Source organism: Pelomonas candidula (assembly GCF_043555985.1).
GTDB classification, from domain to species: domain Bacteria; phylum Pseudomonadota; class Gammaproteobacteria; order Burkholderiales; family Burkholderiaceae_C; genus Pelomonas; species Pelomonas candidula.
Map to the genome: position 1 here is coordinate 172179 of NZ_JBIGIC010000006.1, position 20052 is coordinate 192230.

General features: G+C 70.3%; 17 protein-coding genes. 16 read left to right on the forward strand and 1 reads right to left on the reverse strand.

Translation table 11 applies throughout. The annotated features are described in order from the left end of the window. Window positions 1-3 precede the first annotated feature (3 nt). From gcvT to ACG04R_RS14060, 12 genes are all read left to right on the forward strand, one after another. Window positions 4-1116, forward strand: coding sequence for a glycine cleavage system aminomethyltransferase GcvT (gene gcvT, locus ACG04R_RS14005; RefSeq protein ID WP_394411370.1), 1113 nt, complete (start codon window positions 4-6; stop codon window positions 1114-1116). Window positions 1117-1135: 19 nt separating this feature from the next. Further along, window positions 1136-1510 (forward strand): glycine cleavage system protein GcvH, encoded by a 375-nt coding sequence (gene gcvH / locus ACG04R_RS14010; RefSeq protein WP_394411373.1) that lies wholly within the window; start codon window positions 1136-1138, stop codon window positions 1508-1510. Window positions 1511-1530: 20 nt separating this feature from the next. Beyond that, window positions 1531-4419 carry an aminomethyl-transferring glycine dehydrogenase gene (gene gcvP, locus ACG04R_RS14015; RefSeq protein WP_394411376.1) on the forward strand — a complete coding sequence of 963 codons (2889 nt, stop codon included), beginning with the start codon at window positions 1531-1533 and terminating at the stop codon, window positions 4417-4419. A 113-nt stretch (window positions 4420-4532) separates the two neighbouring features. Continuing rightward, entirely contained in the window at window positions 4533-5921 is a 1389-nt protein-coding gene (locus ACG04R_RS14020) for an L-serine ammonia-lyase (RefSeq protein WP_394411379.1), read from the forward strand. A gap of 58 nt (window positions 5922-5979) precedes the next feature. Further along, window positions 5980-6858 (forward strand): polysaccharide deacetylase family protein, encoded by an 879-nt coding sequence (locus ACG04R_RS14025; RefSeq protein ID WP_394411382.1) that lies wholly within the window; start codon window positions 5980-5982, stop codon window positions 6856-6858. Between the two features lie 20 nt (window positions 6859-6878). Next, window positions 6879-7685 carry an NRDE family protein gene (locus ACG04R_RS14030; RefSeq protein WP_394411385.1) on the forward strand — a complete coding sequence of 269 codons (807 nt, stop codon included), beginning with the start codon at window positions 6879-6881 and terminating at the stop codon, window positions 7683-7685. 138 nt (window positions 7686-7823) lie between these two features. Beyond that, window positions 7824-10634 (forward strand): serine/threonine-protein kinase, encoded by a 2811-nt coding sequence (locus ACG04R_RS14035; protein WP_394411388.1) that lies wholly within the window; start codon window positions 7824-7826, stop codon window positions 10632-10634. Window positions 10635-10743: 109 nt separating this feature from the next. Beyond that, complete coding sequence (locus tag ACG04R_RS14040; protein ID WP_394411392.1) at window positions 10744-11535, forward strand: hypothetical protein; 792 nt, start codon at window positions 10744-10746, stop codon at window positions 11533-11535. After that, window positions 11532-12311, forward strand: a complete 780-nt coding sequence (locus tag ACG04R_RS14045; protein ID WP_394411395.1) for a PEP-CTERM sorting domain-containing protein — start codon at window positions 11532-11534, stop codon at window positions 12309-12311. Before ACG04R_RS14040 ends, ACG04R_RS14045 begins: the two co-directional genes overlap by 4 nt. Continuing rightward, entirely contained in the window at window positions 12308-13198 is an 891-nt protein-coding gene (locus ACG04R_RS14050; RefSeq protein ID WP_394411398.1) for a PEP-CTERM sorting domain-containing protein, read from the forward strand. The genes ACG04R_RS14045 and ACG04R_RS14050 overlap by 4 nt, the downstream gene beginning before the upstream one ends. Continuing rightward, entirely contained in the window at window positions 13195-14103 is a 909-nt protein-coding gene (locus ACG04R_RS14055; RefSeq protein ID WP_394411400.1) for a PEP-CTERM sorting domain-containing protein, read from the forward strand. The genes ACG04R_RS14050 and ACG04R_RS14055 overlap by 4 nt, the downstream gene beginning before the upstream one ends. A gap of 22 nt (window positions 14104-14125) precedes the next feature. Then, window positions 14126-14677: an ECF-type sigma factor gene (locus tag ACG04R_RS14060; protein ID WP_394411402.1), complete on the forward strand. Its 552-nt coding sequence runs from the start codon at window positions 14126-14128 to the stop codon at window positions 14675-14677. A gap of 21 nt (window positions 14678-14698) precedes the next feature. On the opposite strand, the gene ACG04R_RS14065 is transcribed toward ACG04R_RS14060, so the two are convergent. Further along, the gene (locus ACG04R_RS14065; protein ID WP_394411404.1) at window positions 14699-15979 is read right to left on the reverse strand and encodes a glycoside hydrolase family 5 protein; all 1281 of its coding nucleotides are present in this window, start codon (window positions 15977-15979) and stop codon (window positions 14699-14701) included. Between the two features lie 113 nt (window positions 15980-16092). On the opposite strand from ACG04R_RS14065, the gene ACG04R_RS14070 reads away from it, so the two are divergent. The 4 genes from ACG04R_RS14070 (at window position 16093) to ACG04R_RS14085 (ending at window position 20048) form a co-directional block, all read left to right on the forward strand. Further along, window positions 16093-17664, forward strand: coding sequence for a hypothetical protein (locus tag ACG04R_RS14070; RefSeq protein WP_394411407.1), 1572 nt, complete (start codon window positions 16093-16095; stop codon window positions 17662-17664). A 221-nt stretch (window positions 17665-17885) separates the two neighbouring features. Then, the gene (locus tag ACG04R_RS14075; RefSeq protein WP_394411860.1) at window positions 17886-19061 is read left to right on the forward strand and encodes a SpoIIE family protein phosphatase; all 1176 of its coding nucleotides are present in this window, start codon (window positions 17886-17888) and stop codon (window positions 19059-19061) included. Between the two features lie 5 nt (window positions 19062-19066). After that, complete coding sequence (locus tag ACG04R_RS14080) at window positions 19067-19636, forward strand: SiaB family protein kinase (RefSeq protein ID WP_394411410.1); 570 nt, start codon at window positions 19067-19069, stop codon at window positions 19634-19636. Window positions 19637-19658: 22 nt separating this feature from the next. Continuing rightward, window positions 19659-20048 carry a DUF1987 domain-containing protein gene (locus ACG04R_RS14085; protein ID WP_394411413.1) on the forward strand — a complete coding sequence of 130 codons (390 nt, stop codon included), beginning with the start codon at window positions 19659-19661 and terminating at the stop codon, window positions 20046-20048. Window positions 20049-20052 lie beyond the last annotated feature (4 nt).

Here is a 20052-nt window from a genome sequence, read left to right on the forward strand (position 1 = left end):
CCGATGTCCTCCCTGCTGCAAACGCCGCTGCACGCCCTCCATCTTGAACTCGGCGCCAAGATGGTGCCCTTCGCCGGCTACGACATGCCGGTGCAATACCCCGCCGGCGTGATGGCCGAACACAAGCACACGCGCGCTGCCGCGGGCCTGTTCGACGTGTCGCACATGGGCCAGGTCCGCCTCGTCGGTGCTGGCGCCGCCGCGGCCCTCGAAACGCTGGTGCCCGTCGACATCGTCGACCTCGGCGTCTTCAAGCAGCGCTACGCGCTGTTCACGAACGAGCAGGGCGGCCTGCTGGACGACCTGATGGTCTGCAAGCGCCCTGACGACCTGTTCGTCGTCGTCAACGCCGGTTGCAAGGAGCAGGACATCGCCCACATGCAAAAGCATCTGGCGGGTCGCTGCGAGGTCATCCCCATGCCCGAGCGCGCGCTGCTGGCGCTGCAGGGCCCGCAGGCCGTGGACGTGCTGTCCCGCCTGAACCCGGACGTCGCCAAGCTGACCTTCATGACCGGCGGCTTCTTCCAGCTTGATGGCATCGACACCTTCCTGACCCGCTCGGGCTACACCGGCGAGGATGGCTACGAGATCTCCGTCCACGAGAACGACGCCGTGGCCCTCGCCCGCAAGCTGCTGAGCCACGCCGAGGTCAAGCCCATCGGCCTCGGTGCGCGCGACTCGCTGCGCCTGGAAGCCGGCCTGTGCCTGTACGGCCACGACATCAACGAGACGACCACCCCGGTCGAGGCGTCCATCACCTGGGCCATCCAGAAGGTGCGCCGCGCCGGTGGCGCGCGTGCCGGCGGTTACCCGGGCGCGGCCGTCATCGACAAGCAGCTCGCCAACGGCGCGGCCCGCAAGCGCGTGGGCCTCGTCGGCAAGGAGCGCATGCCCGTGCGCGAAGGCGCCAGGATCGTGACCGCCGACGGCACCGAGATCGGCGTCGTCACCAGCGGCACCCTTGGCCCCACGGTTAACCAGCCTGTCGCCCTCGCCTATCTCGACACCGCCCACGCCGCCGTCGGCACCGAAGTCTTCGCCGTCGTGCGCGACAAGCGCACGCCGATGACAGTCTCCTCCACCCCCTTCACCCCCAACCGCTACTACCGCGGCTAATCCAACGAGGCTGAACGCAATGAGCATCAAGTACACCCCCGATCACGAATGGCTTGAAGTCCACGGCGACGGCACCGCCACGGTGGGCATCACCGTGCACGCGCAGGATGCGCTGGGCGACGTGGTCTTCGTGGACCTGCCCGAAGTCGGCAAGACCTTTGCCGAGAAGGAAGTCGCCGGCGTCGTCGAGTCCGTGAAGGCCGCGGCCGACGTCTACATGCCTGTCGACGGCGAGATCACCGAGGTCAACGAAGCGCTGCGCGACGACCCGGCGCTGGCCAACTCCGACCCGCTGAAGGCCGGTTGGTTCTTCAAGGTCAAGCTGAGCAACCCCGCCCAGCTCGACGCCTTGATGGACGCCACCGCCTACGACGCCCTGTTGAAGACCCTGTAATTTCTCGCTGAAGTTCCGCCATGCCGACGCCGCTCTCCATCCTCGAAGACGCCTCCGAATTCCACGCCCGCCACATCGGGCCGGATGCCGTCGATGAATCCCTGATGTGTGCCGCGATCGGCGTGGCCAGCCGCGGCGCGCTGATCGACGCGGTCGTGCCCTCGGCCATCCGCCGCAGCCAGGGCATGAAGCTGCCCGCGCCCATCACGGAGGCCGGCGCGCTGGCAGAGCTGAAGGCGATCGCAGGCAAGAACAAGGTCTACAAGAGTTTCATCGGCCAAGGCTACTACGGCGTGCACACGCCGGGCGTCATCCTGCGCAACATCCTCGAGAACCCCGCTTGGTACACGGCCTACACGCCCTACCAGGCCGAGATCTCGCAGGGCCGCATGGAAGCCATCCTGAACTTCCAGACGCTGGTGACCGACCTCACCGGCATGGACATCGCCAACGGCTCGATGCTGGACGAAGCCACGTCGGCCGCCGAGGCCGTCACGCTGGCCAAACGCTCGGTGAAGAGCAAGAGCAACACGCTCATCGTCGCCGGCGACGTGCACCCGCAGACCATCGAGGTCATCAAGACGCGCTGCGCGCCTCTCGGTATCGAGGTCAAGGTCGGCATGGCGCCCACGCTGATGGCCGAGAACGACTACTTCGCCGTCGTCTGCCAGTACCCCAGCACCACCGGCCTCATCCACGACCTGAAGGCCTTCGCCGACCAGGCGCACGCCAAGAGCGCGGCCTTCATCGTCTGCACCGACCTGCTCGCGCTGACGCTGCTGGTCTCGCCCGGCGAGTTCGGCGCCGACATCGTCGTCGGCAACAGCCAGCGCTTCGGCATGCCCATGGGTGCCGGCGGCCCGCACGCGGCGTTCATGGCCTGCAAGGACGAGTTCAAGCGCTCCATGCCCGGCCGCCTCGTCGGCGTGAGCAAGGACGCGCAAGGCCACCCGGCCATGCGTCTGGCGCTGCAGACCCGCGAGCAGCACATCCGCCGCGAGAAGGCCACCTCCAACATCTGCACGGCCCAGGTGCTGCCGGCCGTCGTGGCCAGCATGTACGCCGTCTACCACGGCCCGCAAGGCCTCAAGCGCATCGCCGAGCGCGTGGCCACGTACACGGCCATCCTGCACGCCGGGCTGACGCGCCTGGGCGCCAAGGTCGTCACGCCGCACGTGTTCGACACGCTGCTGGTCGAGTGCGATGCCGCCGCCGTCATGGCCAAAGCCGTGGCTGAGCAGGCCAACCTGCGCAAGCTGAGCGACAAGCACGTCGGCATCGCGCTGGACGAGACGACGTCGCGCGCTGAAATCGAGGCGATCTGGCGCTGGTTCGCCCCGGCCGGCGCCACCGTGCCGACGGTGGCCGAATTCGCCGCCGGCGTCGACAGCCTGATCCCGTCGCAGCTGCGCCGCACCAGCGCCTTCCTGACGCACCCGGTCTTCAACACGCACCACAGCGAAACCGAGATGCTGCGCTACATCCGCAGCCTGTCCGACAAGGACCTGGCGCTGGACCGCAGCATGATCCCGCTGGGCTCGTGCACGATGAAGCTCAACGCCACGGCCGAGATGATCCCCATCACCTGGCCCGAATTCGCCGGCGTCCACCCGTTCGCGCCGCAGGACCAGCTGGCCGGCTACACCGAGCTGGACCAGCTGCTGCAGAACTGGCTGACCGAGTGCACCGGCTATGCCGGCATCAGCCTGCAGCCCAACGCCGGCTCGCAGGGCGAGTACGCCGGCCTGCTGGCCATCAAGGCCTGGCACGAGTCGCGCGGCGACAAGCAGCGCACGGTCTGCCTGATTCCTGAAAGCGCCCACGGCACCAACCCGGCTTCGGCGCAGATGTGCGGCATGACTGTCGTGGTCACCAAGTGCGACAAGGAAGGCAACATCGACCTCGTCGACCTGAAGGCCAAGTGCGAGCAGCACGCCGACAAGCTGGCCGCCATCATGATCACCTACCCCTCCACGTACGGCGTGTTCGACACGCACGTGAAGGAGATTTGCGCCATGGTGAAGGCCCACGGCGGCCGTGTCTACGTGGACGGCGCCAACATGAACGCGCTGGTCGGCATCGCCGCCCCCGGCGAGTTCGGCGGCGACGTGAGCCACCTGAACCTGCACAAGACCTTCTGCATCCCGCACGGCGGTGGCGGCCCGGGCGTCGGCCCGGTCTGCGTGGTTGACGACCTCGTGCCCTTCCTGCCGGCGCACCGCACGGCCGGTCTCGGCAAGGCCAGCAACATCGGCGCCGTGTCCGCCGCCCCGCTGGGCAACGCCGCCGTGCTGCCGATCTCGTGGATGTACATCCGCATGATGGGCGCCGAGGGCCTCAAGAAGGCCACCGAAACGGCCATCCTGTCGGCCAACTACGTCGCCGCCCGGCTGAGCGATCACTACGACATCCACTTCTCCGGCGGCATCGCCGGTGTGAAGGGCGGCGGCGTGGCGCACGAGTGCATCCTGGACCTGCGCCCGCTGAAGGACAGCTCCGGCATCAGCGCCGAGGACGTCGCCAAGCGCCTCATCGACTACGGCTTCCACGCACCGACGCTGAGCTTCCCCGTCGCCGGCACGCTGATGGTCGAGCCGACCGAGAGCGAATCGCGCGCCGAACTGGACCGCTTCATCGACGCGATGATCCAGATCCGCCACGAGATCGCCGACGTCGAGGCCGGCAAGCTCAGCCGCGAGGACAACCCGCTGGTCAACGCGCCGCACACCAGCATGGTCGTCAGCGCCACCGACTGGGCACACGCCTACAGCCGCGAGGCCGCCGCCTTCCCGCTGCCGTCGCTGCGCCGCCAGAAGTACTGGTCGCCGGTCGGCCGCGTGGACAACGTCTACGGCGACCGCAACCTGTTCTGCAGCTGCGTGCCGCTGTCTGAATACGAAGAGGCCTGACCCCTCTTCGCGAGAACAACCACGCGTCGCCGCGACATCGGCGGTGCGTGGTTGGCTGCTGAGTCGGGGCGGCCAAAAGCCGCCCCGACCTCTTCTACTGAATCGAGGTCCTCATGGCGGTTTCTGTTTTTGACCTCTTCAAGATCGGCATCGGCCCGAGCAGCTCACACACGGTCGGGCCGATGCGCGCCGCGCGGCTGTTCGGCCTGCGGCTGCAGCACGACGGGCTGCTCGAGAAGACGACCCGTGTCCAGGTCATCCTCTACGGGTCTCTCGGCGCCACCGGCAAGGGCCACGGCAGCGACAAGGCCGTGCTGCTGGGCCTGGCCGGGCATGAGCCGGACACGGTCGACGTCGAGGCCATCCCGGCGCTGCTGGACGCCGTCCGCAGCGGCGAACTGAACCTCGTCGGCCAGAAGCGCATCCCCTTCGACGAAGCCAAGGACCTGGTCTTCAAGCGCCGCGAGTCGCTGCCCTTCCACGCCAACGGCATGCGCTGCGTGGCCTTCGACACAGACGGCGCCGAGATCGCCAGCCGCATCTACTACTCGGTCGGCGGCGGCTTCATCGTGAGTGATGAAGTCGCGGCCGATGGCAGCAAGCAAAAGGTCATCGCACCCGACGTGACCGTGCTGCCCTACCCGTTCAAGACCGGCGACGAGCTGCTGGCGCTGACGAAGCAGTACGGCCTGAGCATCGCCGAGATCATGCGCCGCAACGAGGGCCACTGGCGGCCCGACGCCGAGACGCGTGCCGGCCTGCTGAAGATCTGGGGCGTGATGCAAGCCTGCGTGCAGCGCGGCTGCAAGACTGAAGGCATCCTGCCCGGCGGCTTCAAGGTCAAGCGCCGCGCGGCCAAACTGCACCGTGACCTGACCGCCAATCCCGAACAGGCACTGCGCGATCCGCTGCAGGTCATGGACTGGATCAACCTCTACGCGCTGGCCGTCAACGAGGAGAATGCCGCCGGCGGGCGCGTCGTCACGGCGCCCACCAACGGCGCGGCGGGCATCGTGCCGGCGGTGCTGCACTACTACGCCCGGTTCGTGCACGGCGCGACGGAGGACGGCGTCATCGACTTCCTGCTCACCGCCGCCGCCATCGGCATCCTCTACAAGGAAAACGCCTCCATCAGCGGTGCCGAGGTGGGCTGCCAGGGCGAGGTGGGCGTCGCCTGCTCGATGGCCGCGGGCGCGCTCTGTGCCGTCATGGGCGGCACACCCGAACAGGTCGAGAACGCGGCCGAGATCGGCATGGAGCACCATCTGGGCCTGACCTGCGATCCGGTGGGTGGCCTCGTGCAGATCCCCTGCATCGAGCGCAACGCCATCGCGTCGGTGAAGGCGATCAACGCGGCTCGCATGGCGCTGCGCGGCGATGGCACACACTTCGTCAGCCTCGACAAGGTCATCAAGACCATGCGCGACACCGGCGCCGACATGATGACCAAGTACAAGGAAACCGCCCGCGGCGGCCTGGCGGTCAACATCGTGGAATGCTGAGCACGCCGGGACAACTTCGCGCAAACCGCGACCACCGCCCGGCGGCAACAATGCCGGGGTGAACCTCCTGTCCTACCTCCCCACCGCCGCGATCGCGCTGGCTGTTTCCGCTGCGGCGGCGCAGACGCCACCGGCCCCACCTGCGAGCGCGGCCAGCGCCGCCGCCGCGGACCACCCGCACCACAACCACGCCATCGAGATCCGCGCCGCCCGTGTGCGCGGGCTGGCCGAGGTCATCAACCGCCCGCCGCAGGAGCTCAAGCAGAGCTGCCGCTTCGAATCGGACATCACCACGCCGCCACCCGCGGGCCTCGTGTCGCTGAGCTTCGACGACGGCCCCGAGCCCGGCGCGACGGAGGCCATCCTCGCGCTGCTGGACAAGCACCAGATCCCGGCCAGCTTCTTCCTCATCGCCGCCAAGGCGCAGCGCCACCCGGAGCTGGCCGCCCTCGTCAAGGCGCACCCGCTGGCGCTGGTGGGCAACCATTCCTGGTCCCACCCCAACTTCCACGACATCGCGCCGGACAGGCAGACCAGCGAGGTCGAGCGCAGCGACACGGCGCTGAGCGCCCTGGAGGCGCCCAAGCTGTTCCGCTACCCCTACGGCAACTCCAGCTGCGAGTCCAACACCGAGCTGCAGCGACTGGGCTATCGCGTCGTCGGCTGGCATGTGGACAGCTGCGACTGGGCCTTCGACAAGACCGGCAGCATCGACGCGCACGAGGCCAAGATCTGCGGTGTCGACAAGGCCAATCGCGAGCATTTCGTGGACCACGTCGTCACCGCCGTGAAGGCGCGCAAGGGCGGCATCGTGCTGATGCACGAGATCCACCACAACACGCTCGCCCAGCTCGACGTCCTCATCCAGCGGCTGCTGGCCGAAGGCTTCAGGTTCGCGCCGCTGACCGACCCGGCGTTCGAGGCCTCGCTGCGCTGACCTGAGAGGGTAAGACCGCCATGTGCCTGGCCGCCTTCGCGCTGCACGCGCATCCACGCTTCCCGCTGGTCATCGCCGCCAACCGCGACGAGTTCTTCGCCCGAGCCGCCGCGCCCATGGCCTGGTGGGCCGAGCGCCCCGAAGTGCTTGCCGGGCGCGACCTCGGTGCCGGCGGCACCTGGTTCGGCCTCACGCGCGGCGGGCGTCTCGCGCTGCTGACCAACGTGCGCGAGCCCGGCCGCAACAACCCGGCGGCGCCGTCGCGTGGCGCCATGGTGCTGGACTGGCTGGCGAGCCGGGAGACCGCGCCCGCCTTCGCGCAACGCCTGGCGGGCAGCCACAACGGCTTCAACCTGATCACGGCCGATCTGGCCCGCGACGCATGGCACTGGCTCAGCAACCGTGCCCCCGAGCCGCGGGCGCCGGTCGCCCTCGGGGCCGGCATCCATGCGCTGTCCAACGCCGCGCTGGACACGCCCTGGCCCAAGACGCTGGGCCTGCGCACCGCGATGGCCGACGCGCTGGCCTGCGCGGCCGATGCCGACGACCTCGTGCAGCGCCTGCTGGCCGCGCTGGCCGACCCCACGCCCGCGCCGGATGCCGAGCTGCCGGACACCGGCGTCGGCCTGGACCGCGAGCGGCTGCTGTCGCCGCGCTTCATCCGCATGCCCGCCCCCGAACGCCCCGAGCTGGCCGCCTACGGCACGCGTTGCTCCACGGTGCTGGTCCGCGAGGCTGGCGGGGCCACCCGGGTTGTCGAGCGCAGCGTCGCGCCCGACGGCCGCTGGCTCGCGCCGGTCGTCCACGACCTCCCCAGCTGGCCTTGAAACCGGCACACGGGCCAACGCCTCCGCGACGTCCTCACGCCCTCCACATACGGTCAGCCTGCGCTCAGCGGCGTTGCCACGCCAGCGGCTAGAGTCCCGCGCACCCGGCCGCTCGCGGCCAGCAGGTCAGGATGCGCGATGCCTTCTCCTTCGCCAGCCGACGAAAACAGCTTCCCAGTGCTGGATCAGCTGCTGGACGAACTGCTGGCGCTGCCACCCGGGCAGCGCGCCGCTGCCGTGGAGCGGTTCGTGGCCGGGCATCCAGTCTGGCGGCGCCACGTCGAGGCGCTGGTGTCGCAGCTCGACGGCGCCGACGAACTGCTCGACCACCCGGCGCTGGAGCTCATCGCCGGCCCGGCCGACGCCACGCTGCTGAGTGGTCAGCGCCTGGGCCCGTGGCGGCTGCAGGAGCTCATCGGCCGCGGCGGCATGGGTGAGGTCTACCGGGCACGGCGCGAGGATGGCAGCTTCGAGCAGTTCGCCGCCGTCAAGCTGATGCGCGCAGACCTGGCGCTGGCGCCGGCGCGCTTCGAGGCCGAGCGCCAGCTCCTGGCGCGGCTGGAGCATCCCGGCATCGCGCGGCTGCTGGACGGCGGCGTGACCGACGAAGGCCGGCCCTACATGATCATGGAACTGGTGGAAGGCCTGCCGGTACAGCGCTGGTGCGCGCAGAGCCATGCGACGCTGGCGCAGCGGCTGGACCTGTTCATCGGCGTCTGCGAGGCCGTGGCCTATGCGCACCGCGCCCTCGTCGTGCACCGCGATCTGAAGCCGGCCAACGTGCTCGTCACGGCCGACGGCCACCCCAAGCTGCTGGACTTCGGCCTCGCCCGCGCGCTGGACGCCCTGCCCCAGGACCTGACCCGCGAGACCCTGCTCACACCCGCCTACGCGGCCCCCGAGCAACTCGCTGGCGGTGTGATCACCACGGCGGTGGACGTCTACGCGCTGGGCCTGCTGCTGCACGAGATGCTGACCGGCCGGCCCGCCTTCGAGCCCAGCCGTTCGGCCTGGCCCATGGCCGCGCAGCGCGCCGGCCAGGCAGAGCCAATGTCGCCGAGCCGGGTGGCCGAAGCACTCGCGCAGCCCCCGGTGCCCGCGGCCCGGCTGCAGGGCGACCTGGACGCCATCGTTGCCAAGGCCACGCGACTGGAACCCGAAGCCCGCTACGCCAGCGTGGAGGCGCTGCGCGACGACGTGCTGCGCCACCTGCGCCTGCGGCCGGTCCTGGCGCGTCAGGGCAACTGGCGCTACCTGGCCGCGCGCACGCTACGACGCCACCGGGCCTGGGTCGCCGCCGGCGGCGTGGCCCTGCTGGCTCTGCTGGGCGGCGCTGGCCTGGCCGTCTGGCAGGCGCATGAGGCCGAGCTGGCGGCCGCGCGGGCCAATGCGGTCAAGAGCTATCTGCTGCAGGTGTTCAGGGCCAGCGATCCACGCACGGCGTCGGACCGCCCGCGCGGCCAGATCACGGCACGCGAGCTGCTGGATCTCGGCGCCGCCCGCATCGACAGCGAGTTCGCCACCCAGCCCGGGCTGCAGCTGGAGCTGCTGGGCGAGCTGGCCTCGCTGTACCGCGAGCTGGGCGAGACCGCACGTTATGAGGCCCTGCAGGCCCACCGTCTGCAACTGGCCGAGCGGCTGGGCAACTGGCAGGCCGTCGCGGAGGTCTGGCTCAACCGCAACGGCGATGCCGCCGATGCCAACGACAGCCGGCTCGCGCTGCAGCACCTGCAGCCGGCCGACCAGGCGCTGCAACGCGGCGGGCTGCGTGACAGCCTGTTGCAGGCCCGCTGGTGGCTGTCGCGCGCCCAGTCGCTGCCGCGCGACGACTTCCCTGGCCGAGGCGCGGCATTGCGCGAGGCGCGCCGCCTCTACGAGCGCCTGGACCCGCGAGCGCCGGGCTACGTCACCACCTTGATCGAAGCTGGCCTGCTGGCCTACGACGGCGGCGGCGACGACGAACTCGCCGTCGCCCTGTACCGCGAGGCACTCGCCGCCTACGCCACGGCCCACGACCGCGATGACGGCGAGGCCCAGACGCTGTACGGCAACCTGGCGGAGGCGCTGCTCAACCTCGGCCGCTTCGACGAAGCCCAGGCGATCGCCCGGCAGGGGCTCGCGTTGGCCGAGCGCACCTACGGCGAGGCGCATGGCGACTACTGGGTGCCGGCCAGCAACTACGCCCGGCTGCTCCACCTGGGCGGCGACCGCGACGCCGCCTGGCGCATGCTCGACCACGTGTTCCCGCTGCTGCCCCGGCCGCCGACCAGCGATGCCTGGAAGGCCCTCGGCACGCGGCTCGACTGCATGGTGAACGAGGGGCATTCGTCGGAGTCCGTGCCGCTGGCCCGCGCCATCGTCGCCGCGATGGACGCGCAACCCAACACCGCCAACGCGAGGTACAGGTCGCGCCTGCGCCTGGGCGAAGCCCTGTGGCAGCACGGCGACATTGCCGAGGCCGAACAGTTCCTGCGCGCAGCTTGGCGAGGCTATGTCGACCACGAGAGTGCCGACCGGCAGACGAGGCTGTGGGCCACCGGACTGCTCGGCCGCTTCCTGCTGTCGCAGGGCCACCTCGACGAGGCCGAGTCGCTGCTGCGTGAGGTCATCGCCCGGGATGCCCACCGGCACCTGTCCCACGTCGCGCTGGCTCGTTCCGACCTGGCCCGCCTCATGCTCGCGCGCGGCCAGGCCGTCGCGGCACTCACCGAGAGCGCCGCGGCCCAGCAGGCCTGGCGCGACGTGCACGGCTTCCGCGACGTGCGCATGGGCGTGGCCATCGACCTCGCACGAGCCCAGGCGTTGGCGGCCACCGGTGAGCGCGCGCAGGCGCAACGCCTCGCGCAAGAAGCGTTGGCCAACAGCCAGAAATGGGACGCGCCCGAGGCGCCCGCCATCAAGGAGGCGCGCGCGCTGCTGGCGGCGCTCTCAGGAAAACCCGCCCCCTAGTTCGAGCCCTTCCCGGCTGTCCGGATTGGCGCCCCCAGCGTGTTCTTCGCTGGGAGCCGAGGCATCGCCCCGGCCTCCCATCGTCGACATCATCGTCAGGAGGTTCTCCATGTTCCGCTTCATCCAACGCGTGCTCGCGCTGGCGGCGTTGCTGCCGGCGCTGTGCGCGGCGCCCACCGCGTACGCCAGCGACCTGCTGCTGGACGACTTCGCGTCGCCCACCCCGGCGGTCAGCATGATGGCGCCGTCGCAGAACTTCGTGGTCTCGCAGCCCGGCACCTACGCCGGCGTGTCAGGCCAGAACCGCGCGGCCTACTACTACCCCTACTTCCCCACCACCGCCGCCGGTGCGGGCAACACGGCCACCCTCGGCAACGGTGCACTCACCGTGGCCGCCACGCCCGGCACCATCGGCGAGGTCGGGCTCGGCTACGGCGCCTACGGCGCGCCGGGCAGCAGCCTGCAGAGCAACGGCCCCTTCCTGAACCTCGACCTCAGCGGCTACAACGCGCTGCGCGTCGGCTTCACGTCGCTGGCCAAGCCCGTCAACCTGATCGTCAGCTTCTACACCAGCCATCCGCTGGCCGGCTCCGGGCCGCTCTATTACCAGGACGGCGAGATCACGCTGAACCCGGCCGCCGGCGGCGGCGCCGTCAGCGGCAACATCCTGTTCAAGGGCGCCGACGCCAACCAGCCTGCAGGCCTCTTCAACTTTGCGCAGGTCGACGGCATCGCCTTCATCGTCGACCGCGCCGGGTCGGCCGACGGCAACAGTTACCAGCTGAGCAGCCTCAGCTTCACCCAGGCCGTGCCCGAGCCCGCCAGCGCCGCGCTGCTGATTGCCGGCGTGCTGGTCGTCTGGCTGCGCAGCGGCCGGCGCATGCAGCGGGGTGCGCTGTGAGCCGCCGCGTCGCCACCATCCTTGCCTGGCTGTCGCTGGCGCTCGCCGTCGACGCGAGCGCCGACGGCCTGATCGACGTCCAGTTCGGAACGCAGGGCAATTTCCTGACGCCAACGGCCCAGTACAGCGGCGGCGCCGTGCTCGGCAACACCGGCGACCAATGGAACCTGCTCGCGACGCCAACCTCGGGTGCCGGCTCGCAGGGCACCAGCGACGTGGCCCTGCATGACGCCGCCGGCGCGGCGACGGGCGTCACGCTGAGCTATCACACCACCGGTTCCGGCGCGCACTTCTCCAGCCCCTTCACCGGCAGCCCCTACGACGCCCTGCTGACCTCCTACCTCTTTGCCGACAGTGAAGTCGGCGGCGCCAGCATCGGCCCGGGTGTCCTGACCTTCAGCGGCCTGGCGCCCAACGCCAACTACCACCTCATCCTGTACTCGGTGGCCGACACCCCGGGCCGGGGCACGCGTTTCACGTCGGGCGACGGCCTGCTCAGCGAAGTCGTGCGGCCCGCAGGCCAGACCAGCTTCGTCGAAGGCGCCAACTACGCCGACTGGACGATCAAGGCGACCCGCTACGGGCAGGTCACGGTGGTCATGTCCCGGGTGGAAAACACGCTCACGACCGGCTTTCCCGAAGCCAACCTCAACGGGATGCAGCTGTCCGGAGCCATCGCCGCCGCCGTGCCCGAACCCAGTTCCGCGGCGCTGCTGCTGGTCGGCCTGCTGGCCTTGGGCCTTCGCCACCGCAAACCCACCAAGAGCGCCTCATGAACAATGCCAACTCCCTGCCAAACCTGCTGGCCGGCCTCGCGCTGGCCAGCAGCCTCTCCGCGGGCGCGCAGTCGCTGCAGGTCAACTACGCGAATGCCGGCGAGTCGGTCGCCGACACGGCCACCTGCCTCAGCGGCATCCATCCTTCCGGCGACTTGCGCGGCTGCTCCGGCGCCATCACCTCCACGTCGGCGATGGCCGGCACCACGCTGCACGGCGAAGGCCATGCCCAGTGGAGCAACGGCATCAACAGCCAGGCCTGGGCCACGGCCGGCTTCGGCAGCCTCAAGGCCTTTGCCGAGACCAGCAACCCGGGTGTGAGCGACGCCCGCAACACGCAGAGCCGTGGTGCCGCGTCGATGGCCGACTTCATCACCGCCAGCAATGCCGGCGGCGCGCCGGTGACGGTCTACAACTACGCCGTCACCGTGCATGGCACCCTCTCGCCGTGGCTGACGGTGGGTGGCATCACCGACGCCGGGCGCAACAGCGCCTACGTGAATTTCGTCGCCTCACCGATCTGCTTTGCCTGCAACAACGTGGTGGACAACCGCAGCCTGGACATCGGCGTGAGCAGCTTCACCTACGGCGGCAGCTTCAGCGCGCCGACGGGGACCAAGATCCAGATCGGCCTCGGCCTGGACGTGTGGACCTACGCCGCCGTCCCCGCCGGCACGGCCGTGACCGAGACGGCGGACTTCGGCAGCACCGTCACGCTGCACATCGACGGCGTCACGCCAGGCGCCAACACGGTGGGTGCCAGCGGCTTCAACTACGCCACCGCGCCCGTTCCCGAGCCCGCCAGCGCGCTGCTGTGGCTGCTCGGGCTGGCCGGGCTCGCTGCCCGGACGCGTCGTTCATCCATCACCCAGGAGGCCTCCTCATGAAATCCGTCTTCTCCTATCTCACGCTGGCCTGCGGGCTGCTTTGCAGTGTGGCATTGGCCAGCGCGGCCACGGCGAGCCTGCAGGTTGGCAGCTTTGCGGGTGATACCGCCAGCGATGTGGCCAGCTGCCTCTCGGGCGCCCACTCCGGCAACGACCTGCGCTTCTGCGGCGACAACGGCAGCGTGCCGGTCGCCGTCGCAGGATCGACGGCCAGCGGCAACAGCAACGCCGCGTTCGCCGACGGTGTCACCACGCGGGCCTGGGGCATCGCGGCGCTGGGCACGCTGCGCGCCGTCGCAAGCACCGACAACCCGGGCACGTCGGCGCTGTTCCGCAACACGCAGAGCCGTGCCATTGCGGACATGTCCGACGTCATCGCCGTCACGAACAGCCTCGGCGCCAGCAGCAACACGTATCACTACACCGTGGTCGTGAACGGCAGCCTCTCACCCGAAGTGGGCGGTGGAGGAGCCTTCCCCTTGGCGCGCGGCCTCGTTTCCGTCGACTTCAACACCAGCCCCTTCGGCTGCCCCGCCAGCGGCTGCGGCGATGCCGGCGTCATCGCCAACTGGGACTCCAGTTCCGGCGACCCCAAGGGCAGTTCCACCGTCTACGGCGGCAACTTCACGCTCAACGTCGGTGCCTCATTCCAGATGCGCGCCACGCTGGACGTCATGTCGGGCGTGAACGCCTTCGCCTTCCAGCCCGCCAGCAGCACCGCCAACTACGGCAGCACCGTCCACGTCTACCTGGATGCCGTCACGCCGGGCGCCAACACGATGGGCGTGAGCGGCTTCAACTACGCCACGGCACCCGTGCCGGAGCCCTCGTCCTTCTGGCTGTGGATGCTCGGGCTGCCAGGGCTGGCCGCCTGGGCCCGCCGACGCTTGCCCGACCGCCGGTGAGCCCGGGATACTCGGCTGGCCCATGCCAGCCGCCCCCGACGCCAGCCTCCAGCACACCGCCGAAACGCTGCTGCCGCTGCTCTACCCCGAGCTGCGGCGGCTGGCGCACCGCAGCCGCTGGCGGGTCTCGGCCGGCGAGACGCTGCAGACCACGGCACTGGTGCACGAAGCCTTCCTGAAGCTGCGAGGCAGCGACGGCTTCAACGACCGCCAGCACTTCATGCGCGCCGCCGCGCTGGCGATGCGCCACATCCTGGTCAACCTGGCACGCTCGGCCGCCAGTGAGCGGCACGGCGCGCAAGCCGCCCACCTGCCGCTGGACGACGACACCGACCTGCCGCAACTGCCGCCAGCCGCCGCGCAGCAGCTCGTGGAGGTGGACGACGCGCTGGAACGCCTGCGCGCGCTCAGCCCGCGCTGGGCCGACGTGGTCGAGTGCCGCTTCTTCGGCGGCTACAGCGACGAGGAGACCGCCGCCGCGCTGGGCCTGAGCGACCGCACCGTGCGGCGCGACTGGCTCAAGGCCAGGGCCTGGCTGCGCGTGGCGCTGAGCGACGCCGCCGTCGGCAGCTGACGCCGACCGTGGGCCCCGCGGTCAGCGCGTCGCGCACTGGATGGCATCGACGATGTCGGGCTTGGCGACCGTCAACGCCTTGCGGTCGATGACGCCCATGATGTCGCTGGACGTGGCGCTCCAGGTCATGTTGCCGTTGTCCCACCAGAACGCCGGGATGCCGGCCTTGCGGGCGCCACGGGCGAAGTAGCTCGCATGCTTGACGCGCTCGGCGAGGTTGTTCTTGTCCGTCGACGCCCACTCGCCCATGATGACCGGCGTGCCGGCCTGGATGAACTTCTGGTTCAGCCGCGTGAACATCTCGTCCAGCTCGGCCTGACCACTGAAGGTCGCCGAGCCCTGCTGGTTCAGCGCGAAGTCGTAGGGCGCATAGGCATGCACCGACAGCGCGATGTGCCTGTCCTTGGGCAGCACGACCGCGTTGGTCTGCGCGGCGGTGGCCGTCGCCGCATAGCCCGGCAGCATGACGAGCCGGGCCTGGTTGTTGCCGCCTGTGGCACGGATCGCATTCAGCGCCACCGCGTTGAGCCGGTTCAGCACGTCGTAGTACTCCGCCTTGCCCGTCCAGTCGTCCACGCCGTTCACGCTGACGCGCGGCTCGTTCATGGTCTCGAAAATGACATGGTGGTCGTACTTCGCGAAGCGCTGCGCGATCTGCGGCCACAGCTTGCCCAGCACGCTGGCCGAGCGCGCCTCGTTGGCCAGCGTCGGCGCCTCCCAGCCGCCGTTGTGGTGGATGTTGACGATGATGTACATGCCGTCGGCCAGCGCGTAGCCGGCGACTTCCTCGACGCGGTCCAGCCAGGCTTTGTCGATGGTCCAGTTCGTGTCGACATGGTCGTCCCAGCTCACCGGCAGACGCATCGAGCCGAAGCCGGCCTTCTTGACGGCGTCGATCATGGCCTGCGTCGTGCGCGGGTTGCCCCAGTTCGTCTCGTCGGCCAGCGTGTCGGCCGTCTGGCCGGTGGCGTCCAGCGTGTTGCCGAGGTTCCAGCCGCTGCCCATCGCGGCGGCAATGTCGAAGCCCGTGCGCATCTGGCAGGTCTGGCCGCCCTCGGTGCCCAGCCCGTCGCCGTCGGGGTCGGAACTCAGCGACGCGCAGAACGGCAGCGCCGTGCCGCTCTGGTTGGGCATGACGGTCGTCGCCGTCGTGCAGCCGAACGTCGTGGCCGTTGCGGGATTGCTTGGCGTGGCCGTGCTGCTGCTGTCCGCCGCGGCGGCGGAGCCCCCGCCTCCGCAGGCCGTCATCAGCGCCGCGGTCAGCGTCAGTGCAGAGAGGGTCCGGAGCTGGGAGCGCGTCATCGTGGTCGGTCACATCGGGTGATGCATGGCATTGGACAGCGTTGTCTGCGCCCGTGCATCGGCATTGGCCCTCTGACGGCGACGCGGCCGGGCTGACACACAATGCCCCTGCAGTGACCGTCGTTGCCCTTCGCCGCCCCTCGCCGTCCGATCCCCGCCTGCTGCAGCGCTGCCTGCTGCTGGCCGTGCTGCTGCACGTCTGGCTGGTGCTGATGTTCGGCAACGCCGCCGGCAACGCTGCACCGGGCCAGGGTGTCTGGGGCAGCCTCACCGTCAAGCTGCTCGGCAAGAGCGGCGGCGATGCCGACGCACCGCCCGGCGAAACGGGTTCGGGCACGCCAAGGCGCGCTGGCGCTGGCGAACCCGGAGCCGCCGAACAGGGGCGCTGGAATCCACAGGAGGTGCCGCCCGACGCGGCACGCACCGACGACGTCTCGCCCGCGCCGGCCAACACCGCCACGCTGGATCTGCCGGAGGGCTTCCGCCCCGTCGAGCATCAAGACCTCAGCCCCGCGCCGCGCAGCGCACCGGTCCAACTGCCCGCGCCCGACCTGCCTTCCGCGAGCCTGGGCCGGCTGGACACGCCACCCGATGCCGCCGTCGCGCCGCTGGCCCCGGCCGCCAACCTGCGCACGCCCAGCCGCCCTGCCGAGCCGTTGCCCCAAACCGCCGAACTGCCGGCGCCCGTGAACCGGCTGGACGCCGCCCCCGCGACGCCGGCCACCGCCACGCTGCCGCGCCCGGCAGACCTGCGCGCCGCACCGGCACCTGCGGCCATCGCCCCGACGGCCGACCTGCCGCCACCGGTGCGTCGCCTCGAAGCCCCGGCACCCTTCGGCACGGCCACAACACTCCCGCGCCCGGCCGATCTCCGCACGGCTCCCGCACCGGCCGCCATCGTGCCGGGTGCCGAGCTGCCAGCGCCCGTGCGACGGCTGGAGGCCCCGGCAGCCACGGCCACCGCCGCGCTGCCGCAACCGGCCGACTTGCGCGTCGCGCCTGCCGCGACGCCGACGCTGGCACCGCCCACGCCGTTGCCATCGTCCGTGCAGCGCCTCGAATCGCCGACGACCGACGGCGCCACTGTCACGCCGCTGAGCCGCGCCGGCGAGCTGCGCACACCCAGCACAACAGTGCCGCTGGCCACCGCGCTGCAAGGCGCGCAAGACCTGCCCGCCCCGGTGCGGCGCCTGGAGGCGGCCGACAGTGCCGCCAACATCGCGCCGCTGCGGCCATCGGTCAGCGCCCGCACGGCGGTGCCGGCACCGGGCGCGGCTCAGGCGTCCGAGCTGACGGGCACGCTGCCCGGCCAGGTCGCCGCACCGGCGGGCCCGGCGCGTGGCAACCCGACCGCCAATCCCTACGCGGCGCCCCGCGCCTCGGCCGGTTCGCCCGACGCCGGCACGCGCCTGGGCCCCGACCTGCCCTCCCCGCCCACCGCTGCCGCCAGCACACCGGCGCGTACGCCGCTCAACCTGTCGCTGCCTCGCGGCGAGATGTCGGCCAGGCGCACCCCGGGTGTCATGGACCTGATTCCGCCTCCGCCCGACCGCAAGTCCAAGCTCGAGCAGTCCGTCGAGGACGCGACGAAGAAGGACTGCCGCAAGGCGTACGAAGGCATGGGCTTGCTGGCCGTCGTGCCGCTGGCAGTCGACGCGGCGCGCGACAAGGGCTGCAAGTGGTGAGCCGCGGCTGAGCGGCACCACCCCTTTTCCAGCACGATTTCCGTGACATGCGCCACGCCGCCGCGCGCGGCCTGCGTGTTGTTATCCATTCGTCACAGAAGTTGCATTTGGCCTTCCTAACCTGCGCCGCCCATGCCCCCGCACAGGAGAAGAAGGAAGTGACCTCAACCGACCCGCTGGCCGCGCCCCTGCCCCGCGCGCAGCCGCGCTTTGCCCAGCCGATGGCGGCCGAGCTGGCCGTGGCCTGCGTCGCCGTGACGCCCGAGCACACCAACGCCCAGGTCTTCGAGATCCTCGGTCGCCACCGCGACCTCAACAGCCTGCCGGTGCTGGAAGATGGCCGCCCCATCGGCCTCATCAACCGCACGCTGTTCCTGTCGCAGATCTCCAAGCCCTTCCACAAGGAGCTGTTCGAGAAGAAGAGCTGCATCGCTTTCATGGACAAGGAGCCACTCATCGTCGACGCGGCGACGACCATCGACGAGCTGGCGCTGCTGACCGTCGAGTCCGGCGAGAAGGCGCTGTCGGACGGCTTCATGGTCACGAGCGACGGCCGCTTCACGGGCCTGGGCCATGGTCTGGACCTGATGCGCGCCATCGCCGAGGCGCAGGCGGAACGCAACCGCCACATCATGCAGAGCATCGACTACGCCAGCGTCATCCAGCGCTCGATGCTCAGCGTGTCGGCCGCCGCGCTGGAGCGCCGGCTGACGGACGCCTGCCTCGTCTGGGAGCCACGCGACACCGTCGGCGGCGACTTCTACCAGTTCTACGACTACGCCGACGGCTGGTTCGCCGCCGTGGCGGACTGCACCGGTCACGGCGTGCCGGGCGCCTTCCTGACGCTGATCGCACTGTCAGCGCTGAAGCAGGCACTGGACAAGCACGGCCCGCGCGACCCGGCGCGGCTGATGGCCGAGGTGAGCCTGGGCGTGAAGGCCTCGCTGGGCCAGCTGGACGGCAGCGACTCGGCCTCCAACGACGGCCTGGACGCCGCCTTCCTGTGGTTCGACGCGACGACCGGCCAGCTCAGCTATGCCGGCGCGCGCACGCCACTGCTGCTGCACGACCCCGGCCAGACCGGCGTCGAAATCATCGACGCCGACCGCCTGGGCCTGGGCTATGCCGACACGCCGGCCGACGCGCGCTGGACCTGCCGCCAGATCGAGCTACGCCCCGGCACCGTGCTGCTGACCTGCACAGACGGCCTCATCGACCAGATCGGCGGCCCCAAGTCCATCGCCTTCGGCAAGCGCCGCCTGCGCGAGGCGCTGGTGCGCCACCGCGACCTGCCCATGACCGACCTCGGCGCCGCACTGATGCAGGACCTGTCCGTCTACCAGGGCAGCCAACTGCGCCGCGACGACCTCACCCTCTTCGCATTTCGCTTGAACTGATCCCCATGGAACCCCGCCACACCTACGAGCAATACCGCGAGTTCTGCGAACTCGCGCGGCAGAAGCAGGTCATCTTCTATTACGTCGGCTACTTCTCGCAGAACATCGTCACGGCCATGTCCGAGGCCGTGCGGCTGCGGCTGGAGCAGTCGGGCACGGCCGGCCCCGTGCGCCGCCGGCTGTTCTCGTCCTTCGTCGAGATGGCGCAGAACATCATTCACTACTCGGCCGACGCGCTGACGCCGCCGCAGCAGACGAACAACGAGCTGCGCCACGGCTCCGTCTGCATCGGCGTGGACGCCGAGGGCCGCTACTTCCTGCTGTGCGCCAACCCCATCGCCATCGGGCTGGCAGAGACGCTGCGCGAACGGCTGGAGACGCTGCGCGCGATGACGCTGGACGAGATCAAGGCCAGCTACCGCGAGTCGCTGCGCAGCGAGGCGCCGGAAGACAGCAAGGGCGCCGGCATGGGCTTCCTGACGATGGCCCGCGACGCCAGCATGCCGCTGGAGTTCGAGTTCCAGGCCACCGAAGACGCGGCCACCGCCATGTTCTTCCTGAAGACGACCATCTGACCGAACGCCGAGACACCAAGACATGAATCCCTTGCACATCCCCGCCACGGCCAGTTCGCCGGAGGTCGATTTCCGTTTCGATGCCCACGCACTGGCGCTGCGCGGCGAGTCCTTCCCCGAGAACGCCGCGGCCTTCTACGGCCCGCTGATCGCGTCGCTGCGCGAGTTCCTGGCGCTGCCTGACGCCGACCGCACGCTGACCGTCGAGGTCGCGCTGACCTACTTCAACAGCTCCAGCACCAAGATGCTGTTCACGCTGTTCGACCTGCTCGATCAGGCCGCCGCCGCCGGCCGCCGCGTCGAACTGAACTGGCAGCACGACGCCGAGGACGACACCATCCGTGAGTTCGGCGAAGAGCTGATGGCCGATTTCTGCAACCTCGAGATCAAGCTCCGTGCTGTCGACGCCTGAAGTG

Excerpts from the sequence above, each read along its gene's own strand:
- ACG04R_RS14035 (WP_394411388.1), top strand. The coding sequence starts at position 7,824 with ATGCCTTCTCCTTCGCCAGCCGACGAAAACAGCTTCCCAGTGCTGGAT.
- ACG04R_RS14075 (WP_394411860.1), top strand. The coding sequence starts at position 17,886 with ATGGCGGCCGAGCTGGCCGTGGCCTGCGTCGCCGTGACGCCCGAGCAC.
- gcvT (WP_394411370.1), top strand. The coding sequence starts at position 4 with ATGTCCTCCCTGCTGCAAACGCCGCTGCACGCCCTCCATCTTGAACTC.
- ACG04R_RS14060 (WP_394411402.1), top strand. The coding sequence starts at position 14,126 with ATGCCAGCCGCCCCCGACGCCAGCCTCCAGCACACCGCCGAAACGCTG.
- gcvP (WP_394411376.1), top strand. The coding sequence starts at position 1,531 with ATGCCGACGCCGCTCTCCATCCTCGAAGACGCCTCCGAATTCCACGCC.
- ACG04R_RS14065 (WP_394411404.1), bottom strand. The coding sequence starts at position 15,979 with ATGACGCGCTCCCAGCTCCGGACCCTCTCTGCACTGACGCTGACCGCG.
- ACG04R_RS14055 (WP_394411400.1), top strand. The coding sequence starts at position 13,195 with ATGAAATCCGTCTTCTCCTATCTCACGCTGGCCTGCGGGCTGCTTTGC.
- gcvH (WP_394411373.1), top strand. The coding sequence starts at position 1,136 with ATGAGCATCAAGTACACCCCCGATCACGAATGGCTTGAAGTCCACGGC.
- ACG04R_RS14085 (WP_394411413.1), top strand. The coding sequence starts at position 19,659 with ATGAATCCCTTGCACATCCCCGCCACGGCCAGTTCGCCGGAGGTCGAT.
- ACG04R_RS14050 (WP_394411398.1), top strand. The coding sequence starts at position 12,308 with ATGAACAATGCCAACTCCCTGCCAAACCTGCTGGCCGGCCTCGCGCTG.
- ACG04R_RS14080 (WP_394411410.1), top strand. The coding sequence starts at position 19,067 with ATGGAACCCCGCCACACCTACGAGCAATACCGCGAGTTCTGCGAACTC.
- ACG04R_RS14030 (WP_394411385.1), top strand. The coding sequence starts at position 6,879 with ATGTGCCTGGCCGCCTTCGCGCTGCACGCGCATCCACGCTTCCCGCTG.
- ACG04R_RS14040 (WP_394411392.1), top strand. The coding sequence starts at position 10,744 with ATGTTCCGCTTCATCCAACGCGTGCTCGCGCTGGCGGCGTTGCTGCCG.
- ACG04R_RS14020 (WP_394411379.1), top strand. The coding sequence starts at position 4,533 with ATGGCGGTTTCTGTTTTTGACCTCTTCAAGATCGGCATCGGCCCGAGC.